Annotated in this window: 13 protein-coding genes; 8 read left to right on the top strand and 5 right to left on the bottom strand. The window is 70.6% G+C overall.

The features are described from left to right. Nucleotides 1–7: 7 nt before the first annotated feature. The 5 genes from ABEG18_RS21405 to clpB form a co-directional block, all read right to left on the bottom strand. Complete coding sequence (locus tag ABEG18_RS21405) at nt 8–1,114, bottom strand: NAD-dependent epimerase/dehydratase family protein (protein WP_406858672.1); 1,107 nt, start codon at nt 1,112–1,114, stop codon at nt 8–10. After that, the gene (locus ABEG18_RS21410; RefSeq protein WP_406855067.1) at nt 1,114–2,226 is read right to left on the bottom strand and encodes an NAD-dependent epimerase/dehydratase family protein; all 1,113 of its coding nucleotides are present in this window, start codon (nt 2,224–2,226) and stop codon (nt 1,114–1,116) included. Before ABEG18_RS21410 ends, ABEG18_RS21405 begins: the two co-directional genes overlap by 1 nt. Before the next feature lie 8 nt (nt 2,227–2,234). Beyond that, nucleotides 2,235–2,525 (bottom strand): hypothetical protein, encoded by a 291-nt coding sequence (locus ABEG18_RS21415; protein ID WP_406855068.1) that lies wholly within the window; start codon nt 2,523–2,525, stop codon nt 2,235–2,237. A 197-nt stretch (nt 2,526–2,722) separates the two neighbouring features. Beyond that, nucleotides 2,723–3,730: a heparan-alpha-glucosaminide N-acetyltransferase gene (locus tag ABEG18_RS21420; protein ID WP_406855069.1), complete on the bottom strand. Its 1,008-nt coding sequence runs from the start codon at nt 3,728–3,730 to the stop codon at nt 2,723–2,725. A 193-nt stretch (nt 3,731–3,923) separates the two neighbouring features. Next, on the bottom strand, nt 3,924–6,539 hold the full coding sequence (gene clpB, locus ABEG18_RS21425) for an ATP-dependent chaperone ClpB (protein ID WP_406855070.1): 2,616 nt from the start codon (nt 6,537–6,539) through the stop codon (nt 3,924–3,926). Nucleotides 6,540–6,671: 132 nt separating this feature from the next. Here clpB and ABEG18_RS21430 point away from each other — a divergent pair, with 132 nt between their 5' ends. The 8 genes from ABEG18_RS21430 (at nt 6,672) to ABEG18_RS21465 (ending at nt 14,632) form a co-directional block, all read left to right on the top strand. Then, the gene (locus ABEG18_RS21430) at nt 6,672–7,469 is read left to right on the top strand and encodes an MOSC domain-containing protein (RefSeq protein WP_406855071.1); all 798 of its coding nucleotides are present in this window, start codon (nt 6,672–6,674) and stop codon (nt 7,467–7,469) included. Between the two features lie 165 nt (nt 7,470–7,634). Then, complete coding sequence (locus ABEG18_RS21435) at nt 7,635–10,427, top strand: TIGR02302 family protein (RefSeq protein ID WP_406855072.1); 2,793 nt, start codon at nt 7,635–7,637, stop codon at nt 10,425–10,427. A 135-nt stretch (nt 10,428–10,562) separates the two neighbouring features. Continuing rightward, a complete protein-coding gene (locus ABEG18_RS21440) occupies nt 10,563–10,751 on the top strand; it encodes a twin transmembrane helix small protein (protein WP_406855073.1) in 189 nt (62 codons plus the stop codon). Between the two features lie 139 nt (nt 10,752–10,890). After that, nucleotides 10,891–11,478 carry an acyloxyacyl hydrolase gene (locus ABEG18_RS21445; RefSeq protein ID WP_406855074.1) on the top strand — a complete coding sequence of 196 codons (588 nt, stop codon included), beginning with the start codon at nt 10,891–10,893 and terminating at the stop codon, nt 11,476–11,478. Between the two features lie 46 nt (nt 11,479–11,524). Continuing rightward, entirely contained in the window at nt 11,525–12,106 is a 582-nt protein-coding gene (locus ABEG18_RS21450; RefSeq protein ID WP_406855075.1) for a cob(I)yrinic acid a,c-diamide adenosyltransferase, read from the top strand. A 1-nt stretch (nt 12,107) separates the two neighbouring features. Further along, nucleotides 12,108–12,797, top strand: a complete 690-nt coding sequence (locus ABEG18_RS21455) for a rhomboid family intramembrane serine protease (RefSeq protein ID WP_406855076.1) — start codon at nt 12,108–12,110, stop codon at nt 12,795–12,797. A gap of 150 nt (nt 12,798–12,947) precedes the next feature. After that, a complete protein-coding gene (locus ABEG18_RS21460) occupies nt 12,948–13,697 on the top strand; it encodes an electron transfer flavoprotein subunit beta/FixA family protein (protein ID WP_406855077.1) in 750 nt (249 codons plus the stop codon). Next, on the top strand, nt 13,697–14,632 hold the full coding sequence (locus tag ABEG18_RS21465) for an electron transfer flavoprotein subunit alpha/FixB family protein (protein WP_406855078.1): 936 nt from the start codon (nt 13,697–13,699) through the stop codon (nt 14,630–14,632). The genes ABEG18_RS21460 and ABEG18_RS21465 overlap by 1 nt, the downstream gene beginning before the upstream one ends. Nucleotides 14,633–14,693 lie beyond the last annotated feature (61 nt).

Below are 14,693 nucleotides of genomic sequence, written 5' to 3' on the forward strand. Positions count from 1 at the left end.
GGCCCGCTCACGACGCCGCCTCCAGCCGGGAATCGACGTTCTGCGGCGCCGGGGCCGCGCGGCCGGCCCTCGACGAGCGTTCGCCCTCCAGCCAGGCCGCCAGCCTGGCGACGCCGTCGCGCCAGGGCGTGGGTTCGCCGAGGCCCAGCGCGGAGCGCGCCCGGCTTGGGTCCGACACGTAGTAGCGCTGGTCTCCGGCCCGCCAGTCGGAATAGCGGGTCTCCACCTTGCGGCCGACCAGCTCCTCGATATGGGCGATGAGCTGGCGCAGGCTGATGGCGTTGTCGGGCCCGCCGCCGAGGTTGAAAGCCTGCCCGGACACCGCCTCGATGCGGCTCCAGCAGGCCATGTAGGCGTCCACCGCGTCCTTGACGTCGAGGACGTCGCGGACCTGCCGGCCGTCGCCATAGATGCTGATCGGCTCGCCCGCCAGCGCCCGGATCAGGAAATGCGCGACCCAGCCCTGGTCCTCGGTGCCCATCTGGCGCTGGCCGTAGATGCAGCTCATGCGCAGCACAGCCGTGGGCAGGCCGTAGCTGCGCGCATAGTCCAGCACATACTGGTCCGCCGCGCCCTTGGAGCAGCCATAGGGGGTGTGGAAGTCGAGCGGGCGCTCCTCCGAGACGCCGCGGGCGCGCAGGGCGGGATCGGTCGGCGCATAGGCGTCGCCCTCCAGCGCCAGCGGCACGTCGGCGAGGTCGCCATAGACCTTGTTGGTCGAGGCGAACACGACGGGCGTGCGCCGGCCGCTCGCGCGCAGCGCCTCCAGGATGTTGAGCGTGCCCTGCAGATTGATCGCGAAGTCGTCCCGCGGGTCAGCCAGGCTGGTGGTGACCGCCACCTGGGCGGCGAAATGGAACACCGCCGCCGCCTCCCGCGCGGCGCCCGTCAGGGCCTCGGCGTCGCGGATGTCGGCCTTCACGGACCGGATGCGGCCGCCATGGCGCTCCTGCAGCCAGGCCAGGTTGCGCTCCACCCCCGGCCGGGACAGGGCGTCGTAGACGATGACGTCGCGGCCTTCGCCGGCGATGCGGTCGGCCAGGTTCGAGCCGATGAAGCCCGCCCCGCCCGTGATCAGGACGGGTCCGCCCGGACCGTCAGGAGGGCCGCCCATCATGCGACCAGCCCCCGCCGCTCCAGCTCCTGCCGGGCTTCGTTGACCCGGTCGTCGGCCGTCTGCTGCGCCACCCACTCGGCCAGCTCGGCCAGGCCTTCGGAGAAGTCCTTGCCGGCCGTGAAGCCGAGTTCGTCGCGCGCCTTGGAGATGTCGCAGAAGCAGTGCCGGATGTCGCCGATGCGGGCCTTGCCGACCGTCTCGGGCGTCAGCTCCGGCCGGCCCATCGCCTGCGCCAGCATCTCGCCGATCTGCAGGATGGAGCGGTCCGCCCCGCTGCCGACATTGTAGACCTGCCCGGCCGCCTGCGGATGATCGAGCGCCAGCAGGAAGGCCCGGGCCACGTCCTCGACATGGACGAAGTCGCGGCGCTGCTGGCCGTCCTCGAACACCATCGGGCGCTGTCCGTTGAGGATGCGCGAGGCGAAGATCGCCAGCACGCCCGTATAGGGATTGGAGAGCGCCTGCCCGGGTCCGTAGACGTTGAAGAGCCGCAGCGCGACGCCTTCCATCCCGTAGGCCGGCGCGACCGTCAGCGTCAGCCGCTCCTGCACGTATTTGGTCAGGGCGTAGACCGAGGCGAGCGTCGGGCGCTTCCACTCGGGCGTCGGCAGCGGCGTCAGGGCGCGGCCCTGCGCATCCAGCGGGTCCCAGCCCTGGGCGTCGGAGGTGCGCGGCTTGCGCTCGGCGTCCTCGACGGCGCGGCCGTCCGCGTCCCGGTAGAGGCCCTCGCCATAGATGCTCATCGAGGAGGCGACCACGACGCGCCGCACCTGCCGGTCGATCAGCTTCTGGAACAGCACGGCGGTGCCGAGGTCGTTCACCCCCACATAGCGGTCGACCGCGTACATGCTCTGGCCGACGCCGACCTCGGCCGCCAGATGGATCACGGCGTCGGCGCCCAGCAGCGCCCGGCTGACCGCCGCCTCGTCGCGCACGTCGCCGACCACCATCTCGATTTCGCGGTCGAGGTGGTCGGGCGTCTTGCCCTGGTGCACCTGCTCGATCAGGCTGTCCAGGACCCGCACGCGGTAGCCGCGCTCCACGCAGGCCCGGGCGACGTGGCGGCCGATGAAACCGGCCCCGCCGGTGATCAGGATCGCATCCGACACGGGCGGCCTCAGTTCTTGTCGCTGTTGCGATGGATGAACTTGTTGAAGCGGCTGGGCTTGTGCCCCTTGCCGCCCGCCTCGTCCTGATGAAGGAAAGCGAGCTCGTTCTCGTCGAACGCCTTGAAGAATTCCTCCCAGGAGATCTCCTCCAGCGACTCGTCCTTTTCGGCGAAGTCGAGACGCAGGATGCCGGGGCCGCCCTTGCCGCCCGAATCCTTCACCCGGGAGGGACGCCCGCCGCGTTCCTCGGCCCATTTGCGGATCTCGTCGTGATCCGTCGTGACCTTGGCTTCGCTCATGCCGACGCTCCCGATTGACCTGTTCTGCGGGCCAAACGCGGCCTTTGCTGAATTGGTTCCTTTGTTGCTGAGCGCTACCGGACCCACCGGGAACTCGGTGCGGAAACAGACCGGCAGGCGAAGCTCAAGGCTATTCAGCGGGGGTCGGCAGGGGATGACGCCAGGCGCGGCCTCAAGCCGCCGCGCCGTTCAGGCGTTCAGGGCTTGGGGGCCGCCGGCTCGCGCTCGCGCTGGCAGGCTGCGACGAAACCGCTCATGCGAAGCGCCATCTCCGACGGGCCGAGGCGGGGCTCGGCCCGTTCGGTCGCCCTCACCTTGCCCTCGACGCAGCCGCAGGCGGCCGCGCAGACCTGCCCGTTGGCGCCCGAGGCCCGGCAGCTCGTCTCGCAGCCGGTGCGGAAATCGACCGCCGCCGGCGCCCGGGGGGGCGGCTGGATCACCTGCGCGGCCAGCCAGAGCAGCCCGAAGAACAGCGGCTGATGGATCAGGTAGAGCGCCAGGCTGTGTCGCCCGGCCCAGACGAGGGCGCGATCGACCGCCCCGTCGGCGCGCCACTGCGCCAGCCGACGGTCGAGCCCGGACGCGAGGGCGGCGCGGGCCAGCGCCACTCCGGCCAGCGTCAGTCCGAACCAGGGAAACAGCGGCTCGTAGTCATTGGTGCGCGGGACCGCGTCGCCGAGGCCGAGCCAGAGCCATCCCGGGCCGTTCAGCGCCGGGAACCGCACCAAGGCCGGGAGCGCGACGACGAAGGCGGCCGCGGCCGCCGTCAGCCAGGCGGGAGCCCGGAGGAAGGGGAGCGCCAGCACGCTGGAGACGGCGATGCAGTGCAGGATGCCGAAGAAGATGAACTCGTCCGGCGTCGCCAACCAGGTCGCGGCCGTGATGCCGGCGGCAGCGACCGACACCATCGCGAGCCGGCGCCCATAGGGTCCGCGGCGCAGCCCGCCGCGGCTCGCCAGCACCAGCCCGATCCCGACCAGCGCCAGGAACGACCCCGCGATGGCCTTGGCGAAGGCGCGCCAGGCGGGATCCACCCCGGCCTGGAGGTCGATGAAGTTGAAGAAGCCGAGGTCCCACGTGAAATGGAACACGAACATCGCCGCGATCGCGACGCCCCGGGCGGCGTCCACGACAGGCAGGCGCGGCGGGGCTTTCGGGACGGCGGCGATCTCGGGGGGCGGACCGAGGACGGCGGGGGCGCTCATGCGGATGTTCTCGAGCATGCTGCGAAAAGGTGGAAACCGGCTTTTCGCGCCAAAGCATGCGACTGTCAGGAAACTAGAACATGCTGTGTTTCCGTCGAAACACAGCATGTTCTAGCCCGAATCGCGGGCCGCCGTCGCCTCCGCGGCGCCTGCCCTCCCCCGCCAAGCGGGAGAGGGCCCAAGCTGCGCCGGTTCAGTTCAGCAGCGCGCCCTTCGGCGGGGCGTCCGGCGAGACGAGGACGTCGCCGATGATCAGCCCGTCCGGGCCGGCCGTGACCGGAACGGTTTCGCCATCCTTGATCGAGCCGCTCAGGATCAGCTCGGCGAGCGGGTCCTGCACGTTCTTCTGGATGACGCGCTTCAGCGGCCGGGCGCCGTAGGCGGCGTCGTAGCCCTTGTGGGCCAGCCAGTCGCGCGCCGTGGCGTCGAGCTCCAGCACCAGCTTGCGCTCGTCCAGCAGCTTCTGCAGGCGCTTGAGTTGGATGTCCACGATGGCGCCCATCTGGTCGCGCTGCAGGCGGTGAAACAGGATGATCTCGTCCACCCGGTTCAGGAACTCCGGCCGGAAATGCGAGCGCACCACGCTCATCACCTCGTCGCGGACCGCGTCCGTATCCTCGCCCTCGCGCTGGTTCACCAGGAACTCCGCCCCGAGGTTGGAGGTCATGATGATCAGCGTGTTGCGGAAATCCACCGTGCGGCCCTGGCCGTCGGTGAGGCGGCCGTCGTCGAGCACCTGCAGCAGGACGTTGAACACGTCCGGATGCGCCTTCTCGATCTCGTCGAACAGCACCACCTGGTAGGGCCGCCGGCGAACGGCCTCCGTGAGGGCGCCGCCCTCCTCATAGCCCACATAGCCCGGAGGCGCGCCGATGAGCCGGGCGACCGAGTGCTTCTCCATGTATTCGGACATGTCCATGCGCACGAGCGCGGTTTCGTCGTCGAACAGGAAGCTCGCGAGCGCCTTGGTGAGCTCGGTTTTTCCGACGCCTGTCGGTCCGAGGAACATGAACGAGCCGATGGGCCGGTTCGGGTCCTGCAATCCGGCGCGGGCGCGCCGCACGGCCGTGGATACGGCCGCGACCGCCTCGGCCTGGCCAACGACGCGCTTGCCGATCTGCTCCTCCATTTTGAGGAGCTTCTCGCGCTCGCCCTCGAGCATGCGGTCAACCGGCACGCCGGTCCAGCGCGACACCACCTGGGCGACGTCGTTCGCCGTCACGGCCTCGGCCACCAAGGCGGTGTTCTCGCGGCCCTCCACCTCCTTCAGGGTGCGCTCCAGCTCCGGGATCACCCCATAGGTCAGCTCGCCAGCGCGCTGGTACTCGCCGCGGCGCTGTGCGTTGGCGAGTTCGGTGCGAGCCTGCTCCAGCTGCTCCTTGAGCTTCTGGGCGCTGCCGAGCTTCTCCTTCTCGGCCTTCCAGCGGGCCGTGAGAGCGGCGGATTTCTCCTCGATGCCGGCAAGCTCCGTCTCCAGGCGGCCGAGCCGATCGCGAGAGGCCGGGTCGGTCTCCTTTTTCAGGGCTTCCTGCTCTATGCGCAGCTGCACGATGCGCCGGTCGAGCTCGTCCAGCTCCTCGGGCTTCGAGTCGACCTGCATGCGCAGGCGCGACGCCGCCTCGTCGACGAGGTCGATGGCCTTGTCGGGCAGGAAGCGGTCGGTGATGTAGCGGTTCGACAGGGTCGCGGCCGCCACGATGGCGCCGTCCGTGATGCGGACGCCGTGGTGAAGCTCGTACTTCTCCTTCAGGCCGCGCAGGATCGACACCGTGTCCTCCACGGTGGGCTCGCTCACGAACACGGGCTGGAAGCGCCGCGCCAGGGCGGCGTCCTTTTCGACGTGCTTGCGATACTCGTCGAGCGTGGTCGCCCCGATGCAGTGCAGCTCGCCGCGGGCCAGCGCGGGCTTCAGCAGGTTGGAGGCGTCCATGGCGCCGTCCGCCTTGCCGGCGCCCACCAGCGTGTGCATCTCGTCGATGAACAGGATGATGCCGCCCTCGGCGGACGTCACCTCGTTCAGCACGGCCTTCAGCCGCTCCTCGAACTCGCCGCGATATTTCGCGCCGGCGATGAGCGAACCCATGTCGAGGGCCAGCAGCTGCTTGTCCTTCAGGCTCTCGGGCACGTCGCCATTGACGATGCGCAGCGCCAGGCCCTCCGCGATGGCGGTCTTGCCGACGCCGGGCTCGCCGATCAGCACGGGGTTGTTCTTGGTGCGGCGCGACAGCACCTGGATGGCGCGACGGATTTCCTCGTCGCGGCCGATCACCGGGTCGAGCTTGCCGTCGCGCGCCGCCTGGGTGAGGTCGCGGGCGTATTTCTTGAGCGCGTCATAGGCGTTCTCGGCCGAGGCGTTGTCGGCCGTGCGGCCCTTGCGCAATTCGTTGATGGCGGCGTTGAGGTTCTGCGGCGTGAGCCCGACGCGCGACAGGATCTTGCCTGTCTCCATGTCCTTCTCGGTGGCCAGCGCCAGGAGCAGGCGCTCGACCGTGACGTAGCTGTCGCCCGACTTCTGGGCGATCTTCTCGGCCGTGTCGAACAGCCGCACGAGATCGCGAGTCGGCTGCGGCTGGGCGGCCGCGCCGGAGACTTTCGGCATCTTGGCGAGCGCCTGCTCGACGCCGGCCAAGGCCTGCTTGGCGTCGCCGCCGGCGCGGGTGACCAGCCCGGAGGCCAGGCCTTCCGTGTCCTCCAGCAGCACCTTCAGGAGGTGCTCGGGGCCGAGCTGCGGGTGTCCCTCCCGCATGGCGAGGGTCTGCGCGGACTGGACGAAGCCCTTTGCGCGATCGGTGTACTTTTCAAAATCCATGTGGTCCTCCTACGGCCGCGCTTCGATTCCGCCCGTCAGGCGCGGTCATGCGCTCCGTCCATGACGGCCCCTCGGAGAGGCTGCCGTCTGACGGATAGATAGGTGTGACATTTCGACAACGGAAGGGGTCCCATGGGAAGCGGCTCACAACACTTCGGTCCCGCCCTCGGCGAAGCCCGGATCGCAGCCCTCCACCGCTACCCGGTCAAGGGCCTGTCGCCCGAAAGCCTGGACGCCGTGCAGGTGACGCCGGGCGATCCCTTCCCGCATGACCGCCGCTACGCCATCGAGAACGGGCCCTCCGGCTTCGACGCCCGGAGCCCCGCCCATCTGCCCAAGATCGCGTTCCTGATGCTGATGCGCAACGAGGCCCTGGCCCGGCTTCGCACCCGGTTCGATCCCGAAACCACGACCTTGACCATCCACGATGGCGCCGACATGGCGGCCGCCGGCGACCTGTCGCGCCCGGAGGGCCGCGCCGCCATCGAGGACTTCTTCGCCCGTTTTTCGGCCAAGGACCTGCGCGGGACGCCCCGCGTGCTGGAGGCGCCGGCCTTCAGCTTCTCCGACACGCCCCGGCGGGTGGTGTCGATCATCAACCGCGCCAGCGTCCAGGATCTCGAGGCGAGGCTCGGCCGCCCCGTCGATCCCCTCCGATTCCGCGGCAATGTGCTGGCGGAGGGCTGGCCGGCCTGGTCGGAGCTGGATCTCGTCGGCGCCGAGCTGCGCTCGACGGCGGGCGTACGGCTGACCGTGGTGAAGCGCATCCAGCGCTGCGCCGCCACCAATGTCGACCCGACGACGGCCGAGCGCGACATGAACATCCCTGCCACGCTTCAGCGCGCCTTCGATCACGCCGATTGCGGCGTCTACGCCGAAGTGACCGGCGGCGGAACGCTCGCGCTCGGGGATACGTTGGCGCTCGGATAGGCGACAGGGCCTCGCCCCGCTCCCGCCGCAGTCTACGGCCCGAATGCGCAAGCCATCCAGCGGCGGCCCGGGTGACCGGCGCATGCGCGCCCCGGTCGCGGCCGGCGGGGGTGGCGGGGCCGCCGCCCCATGCTAGGCTCTCAACATGGGGCCAGAGGAGCCGCGATGAGCGAAGACGCGCAGGGCGTGACGCCCGCCTCCCAAGCCGAGCGCGCCCGCCTGGTGGCGGCGCGGGTCGCAAGGCTCGCCCGGCGGGCCTCGCTGACGCTCGCCTGGGAGCGGTCCTGGCCGTGGCTGGCGCTGGCGCTGACCGCCGCGGCGCTGTTCGTCGCCCTGTCCTGGCTCGGCCTGTGGCTGGCCACGCCCTCCTGGGCCCGCGTCGTCGGCGTCGCGCTGCTCGGCCTCGTGCTGGGCGCGGCGGCGGTGGGCGCGCTGCGGGCTCCGCGGCCGACCTGGCGCGAGAGCCTCGCGAGGCTCGACTCCGATTCCCGCCTGGCGCACCGCCCGGCGACGGCCCTCGCCGACGAACTGGCCATCAACACGTCCGATCCGGGCACCCGCGCCCTGTGGGAGGCGCACCGCGCCCGCATCCTCGACTCGGCCGAGCGGCTGACCGTGGGCGCTCCCGCCCCCCGCCTCGCCGACCGCGACCCCTGGGCCGTTCGCTTCGGCGTGGCGCTCGCCCTGGTGGCGGCCTATTTCGTCGCCGGCCCGGAGCGCGAGGCGCGCCTCATGGCCGCCTTCGACTGGTCGGGCCGCAACGCCCAGCAGGTCGCCTTCCGCCTCGACGGCTGGATCGATCCGCCGGGCTACACCCAGTTTCCCCCGATGCTGCTCGACCTGAAGGCAGGTCCGGACGGCGCCGCCCCGGCCCCGAAGGTCCGCGCCCCGGTGCGCTCGACCCTGGTGGTCCGCGCCTCCGACGCCCACGACCTGACGCTCTCGGCGAGCGGCGGGCTGGAAGTCCCCAAGGACCCCGCCGACGCGCCGGCGACAGCCGCAGCGCCGGTCAGGCCCGCCGCGCCGGCCGCCGCGGGCAAGCCCGCCCCGGGCGCCGTCAAGGCCAACGCCCCCGGCGACAAGCCGGCGGACGCCAGCCGGGAGAGCCGCTGGACCGTGACGGGCGACGGCCTTCTCACGGTCAAGCGCGGCGGCGCGACCCTGGCCTCCATCGCGATCACGTCGATCCCCGACAGGCCGCCCTCCATCGAGCTGACGGCCGAGCCGCAGACGGCCGAGCGCGGCGGCTTCACCATCCCGTACGAGATCAAGGACGACTACGGCGTCGTCTCCGCCGAGGCGCGCTTCGGCAAGCTGATCCGCGGCGGCAAGGCCGTGGAGCCAAAGCGCCCGCCCCTGGTGCCCGCCCCGCAGGCCGCCCTCACGCTGCCGGGCGGCGACAACCGCGAAGGCGAGACCCGCACGACCGTGGACCTCTCCGACCATCCCTGGGCCGGCGCCCGCGTCGAGATGACGCTCGTCGCCAAGGACGAGATCGGCCAGGAGGGCCACAGCACCCCCATCAACGTCACCCTGCCGCAGCGACCGTTCAGCAAGCCCCTCGCCAAGGCGCTGGTCGAGCAGCGGCGCGACCTGATCCTCGATCCCGCCGGGCGGCGGCGCGTCTATGACGCCCTGCAGGCCCTGATGATCGCGCCGGAGCAGTTCACCCCCGATGCGTCCGTCTATCTGGGACTGCGCACCGCCGCGACCCGGCTGCGCGTCGCCAGGGCCGACGCCGACCTGATCTCGGTGGCCGACCTCCTGTGGGAGATGGCCCTGCAGGTGGAGGACGGCGACGTCACCGACGCCGAGAAGGCGCTCCGGCAGGCGCAGGAGAACCTCAAGAACGCGCTCGACAAGGGCGCGACCGAGCAGGAGCTGAAGCGCCTCACCCAGGAGCTCCGGCAGGCGCTGGACCGCTACCTGCGCGAATACGCCGAGCAGATGCTGAAGAATCGGGACCCCAACCAGCAGCAGAGCCGGATGGACCCGAACACCCGCATGATCACGCCGCGGGACCTCAAGAGCATGCTCGACCGCATGGAGGAGATGGCCCGCAAGGGCGACATGGAGAGCGCCCAGCGCATGCTGGACCAGCTCAAGAACATCCTGGAGAACCTGAAGACCGCCCGTCCCGGCCAGCGCCAGATGGACCAGGGCCAGCAGCAGATGGAGCAGGCCCTCGACGATCTGGACAAGATGACCCGCGAGCAGCAGGAGCTGCGCGACAAGACGTTCCGCGAAGGCCAGCGCCAGCGCGACGCCCGCCGCGGCGACGGCCAGAAGCCCCAGCAGGGCCAGCGCCAGCGCGGCCAGCAGCAGGGGCAGAAGGGTCAGAAAGGCCAGAAGGGCCAGCCAGGTCAGCAGGGCGAGCCCGGCGACCAGGGCGACGGCGACGAGCAGGGCGACCAGATGGGCCAGGGCGACGGCGACCAGGAGGGCATGGAGGGCCTCGGCCAGCGCCAGCAGGCCCTTCGCCAGCAGCTTCGCGAGTTGCAGCGCCGCATGCGCGAGAACGGCATGAACGGCGAGCAGGGCCTCGCCGACGCCGAGGACGCCATGCGCCAGGCCGAGGAGTCCATGGGCCGGGGCGAGGACGGCCCGGCGGTCGACCAGCAGGGCCGCGCCCTGGAGGGACTGCGCCGCGGCGCCCAGGGCATGGCCCAGCAGATGCAGCAGGGCGACGGCTCGCAGCAGGCCGAGGGCGACCCGAACGGACCGGGCCAGCCCGGCAACCGGCGGGCGCAGTCCTCCGAGCCCAACGACGACCCGCTCGGGCGCCCGACGCCGACGACCGAGGCGGGCGACCGCTCCAAGTTCCGCCGCGGCGGCAAGGGCGGCACCCTGGAGCAGCGCGCCCGCGAGGTGATGGAGGAGCTGCGCCGGCGCCTTGGCGATCCCAACCGCCCGCAGGACGAGCTGGACTATCTCCAGCGCCTCCTGCCGGTGAACTGACGCCAGGTCCGCGTCGCGGGCCTGCCGGCGATCCGGCGACCAACGGCCGCGCTTGGCGCGTGGCGGCGATGGGACTAGATGTCAGCGTGATCGGCGGCGCCCTCCGCCCCGTCCGATCCAGTCGGGAGCCCGCCGGTGGCCGTCATCCTCAACAACGCCGTGCCCTTCGCCATGGGGGGCGTCGTCCTCGTGCTCCTCATGGGTTTCATCAACATGTTCAGGGGCGGCAGCCCGAACACTTCGCAGCGGCTGATGCGTTGGCGGGTGGGGCTGCAATTCTTGACAATTGTACTGGTCCTCTTCGCGATTTGGGCGCGAGGCTGATAATTAGGACACGAAAACGTCGTCTTTTCAGGTTGCACAAAGGCGCGATTCTCTTCCAGGATGCGCCCCGTAAAGGCCGGGCCTTGCGGCTTTACGCTCTGTTAACCATACGGGTGGATCACTCGTCTGCGGAGAGCGCATGCGACCACACCTACACCTCACAGCCATCCTGGCCATCGTCGCCGCCGCCGCCTCGGGCGACGCCGGCGCCGCGGACTACCTGACGTCCCCGTCGGTGCGGGCCGCGACGGCCAACCCGTTCCTGTCTGAGTTCCGGGTGGGCGGCTTCGCGCATGACCCGTGGAGCCCCGAGACCGGCAGCGTCGACGTCAACGCCGAACTGCTCTTCGCCAAGCCGATCGTCCTCAACGACCCGCTCTGGAACAGCTTCGTGCCGCGCCCCCATCTCGGCGCCACCATCAACACCCAGGGCGACACCAGCCACGTCTATGCGGGCCTCACCTGGACGTTCGAGGTGACGCAGCGGATCTTCTTCGAGACCACGTTCGGCGGCTCCTTCAACAACGGCACGGCCGGCCCCGTGACCCCCGTGGGGCGCTCCGCTATGGGCTGCCACGCCGCCTTCCGCGAATCCGCCTCGCTCGGCTATCGCATCACCGAGAACCTCAGCGTGATGGGCACCGTCGAGCACATCTCCAATGCGGGAATCTGCAGCGACAATCGCGGCCTGACAAATGTCGGAATGCGGGTGGGCTACAGCTTCTGAGCCGCTATAAACCCCGCCGGGACATCGTGTCCCGGGAGGCGCGTCGATGGTTCGGCTCAACAAGATCTACACCCGCACGGGCGACGACGGCTCGACCGGCCTGGGCTCGGGGGAACGCCGGCCCAAATACGACCTCCGGGTCGAGGCCTACGGCACCGTCGACGAGACCAACGCCACGATCGGGCTGGCGCGCCAGCACACCGGCGGAGCTCACCCCCTCGTCGACGAGATGCTGGCCCGCATCCAGAACGACCTCTTCGACCTCGGCGCCGACCTGTGCACGCCCGACGCCGGAAAGCCGCTCGACTACGAGCCGCTGCGCATCATCGACGCCCAGGTCGACCGGCTCGAGGCCGAGATCGACGCCCTCAACGCCGAGCTCGACCCGCTCAGGTCCTTCGTGCTGCCGGGCGGCTCGCCGGCCGCCGCCGCCCTGCATCTGGCCCGCACCGTGAGCCGCCGCGCCGAGCGCCTGATCGTGCATCTCGCGGCGACGCCGGGCGAGACCGTGGGCGCGCCGGCCCTGCGCTACGCCAACCGGCTCTCCGACTTCCTGTTCGTCGCCTCCCGCCACGTCAATGACAGGGGGTCGGGCGACGTGCTCTGGGTGCCGGGAAAGACGCGGTAGCATGTTCCTGCCGCTCCGCGACCAGATCCCGCTGAGGCGCCTCAAGGCCGCGCACGTCACCAGGCTGATCCTGCTGGTCACCACGCTGGTCTGGCTCGGAACCTGGTCCGGCCTGATCGCCGGCGGCGTCGACCCCGCAGCCCTCATGGGCGGCGTGATCCCGGCCGTGCTCTGGGGCCAGGCGGCGCTGCCGCCCGGCTACGACCTGATCCCGGCGCCGCTGACGCTGGTCACCACCCTCTTCCTGCACGCCGGCTTCGTGCACCTCGTCGGCAACATGCTGTTCCTGCAGGTGTTCGGCGACAATGTGGAGGACTCGATGGGGCACGCCGCCTTCCTGGGCTTCTACATCGCCTGCGGGGCCGCCGGGGCGCTGCTGCACGCGGTCATGGACCCGGCCAGCGAGCATCCCCTGATCGGCGCGTCCGGGGCGGTGGCGGGCGTGATCGGGGCCTATCTGGTGCTGCATCCGCGCGCCCAGATCTGGGGCCTGATGCTGAACCTGATCCCCATGCGGATCAGCGCCGCCTGGATGCTCGGCCTCTGGATCGCCGTCCAGGTCTACCACGCCGTCTCGGGCGACGAGTCCAGCACCGCGTGGTGGGCCCATGTGGGCGGCTTTGCGACGGGCGTGGCCCTGATCCCGCTGTTGCGGCGTCTCCCGTCCGACGCCGTCGCGCCGCCCGCCTGACGGCGCCGGGATGGGCCCGCCAAGGCCGGGCCGGCGCGGACGCATAGGCGTTTCGGCGCGTTGACAAGGCTTCGGGCCCGCCATTACGGTCGCCGCCTGCCTGTTTGATTGATGGACGGGATGCGCGCCGCGCTCCCCGGAGGAGAGACGATGAAGGTCCTCGTGCCCGTGAAGCGGGTGGTCGATTACAACGTGAAGATCCGCGTCAAGGCCGATGGCTCGGGCGTCGAGCTCGCCAATGTGAAGATGTCGATGAACCCCTTCGACGAGATCGCCGTCGAGGAAGCGCTGCGCCTCAAGGAGGCCGGCAAGGCGACCGAGGTCGTGGTCGTCTCCATCGGCCCGGCGCAGGCCGCCGAGACCATCCGGACGGGCCTCGCCATGGGGGCGGACCGCGGCATTCTGGTCAAGACCGAGACCACCACCGAGCCGCTCGCCGTCGCCAAGATCCTGAAGGGCGTGGTGGAGGCCGAGCAGCCCTCGCTGGTGATCCTCGGCAAGCAGGCCATCGACGACGACTGCAACCAGACCGGCCAGATGCTCGCCGCCCTGCTGGGCTGGCCGCAGGGAACCTTCGCGTCCAAGGTGGCGCTGGGCGACGGCTCGGTCGAGGTCACCCGCGAGATCGACGGCGGCCTGCAGACTGTCGACCTGAAGCTCCCCGCCATCGTGACCACGGACCTGCGCCTCAACGAGCCGCGCTACGCCTCCCTGCCCAACATCATGAAGGCGAAGAAGAAGCCCATCGACGAGAAGACCGCCGCCGACTACGGCGTCGACGTCTCGCCGCGCCTGAAGGTGCTCAAGACCACCGAGCCGCCGGGCCGCAAGGCGGGCGCCAAGGTGACCTCCGTCGAGGAGCTCGTCGCCAAGCTGAAGAACGAAGCGGGAGTGATCTGATGCCGACCCTGCTCCTCGCCGACCACGACAACGCCTCCCTCAAGGACGTCACCGCCAAGGCGCTGACCGCCGCCAAGGCGCTGGGCGGTCCCGTCCACGTCCTCGTCGCCGGCTCCGGCGCGCAGGCCGCCGCCGATGCCGCCGCCCGGCTGGACGGCGTCGAGAAAGTGCTGCTGGCCGATGCGCCCGCCTATGAGCACCCCCTCGCCGAGCCGCTCGCGGCGCTGATCGTCAGCCTCGCCGGCGGCTACGACGCCATCGTGGGCTCGTCGACCTCCGCGGCCAAGAACGTCATGCCGCGCGTCGCCGCCCTGCTCGACGTCATGCAGGTCTCCGACGTCATCAAGGTGGCGTCCGCCGACACCTTCGAGCGGCCGATCTACGCCGGCAACGCCATCCAGACCGTGCAGGCGACCGACGCCAAGAAGGTCCTGACGGTGCGCACGGCCTCCTTCCAGGCGACCGGCGAGGGCGGTTCGGCCCCCGTCGAGGCCGTGGCGGCGGCCGCCGACCCGGCGCTGTCCACCTTCAAGGGCGAGAGCCTGTCGAAGTCGGACCGGCCTGAGCTGACCTCCGCCAAGATCATCATCTCGGGCGGTCGCGCCATGCAGAACGCTGAGAACTTCAAGACCTATATCGAGCCGATCGCCGACAAGCTCGGGGCCGCCATGGGCGCCTCCCGGGCGGCCGTCGACGCCGGCTACGCCCCGAACGACTGGCAGGTCGGCCAGACCGGCAAGGTCGTGGCCCCGGAGCTCTACATCGCAGTCGGCATCTCGGGCGCGATCCAGCATCTCGCCGGCATGAAGGATTCCAAGGTCATCGTGGCCATCAACAAGGACGAGGAAGCGCCCATTTTCCAGGTCGCCGATTACGGCCTGGTGGGCGATCTCTTCCAAATCCTGCCGGAGTTGGACAAGGCGCTGTCCAAATAGACGCCTAGACAGGCGTGCAGTCCGGAGTTCCGGCCCCGCCGGAGCGGTGCTAGACCATTGT

Origin of the sequence: Alsobacter sp. KACC 23698 (assembly GCF_045348435.1) — a bacterium.
In the GTDB taxonomy this organism is placed as follows: Bacteria; Pseudomonadota; Alphaproteobacteria; order Rhizobiales; family Beijerinckiaceae; genus Alsobacter.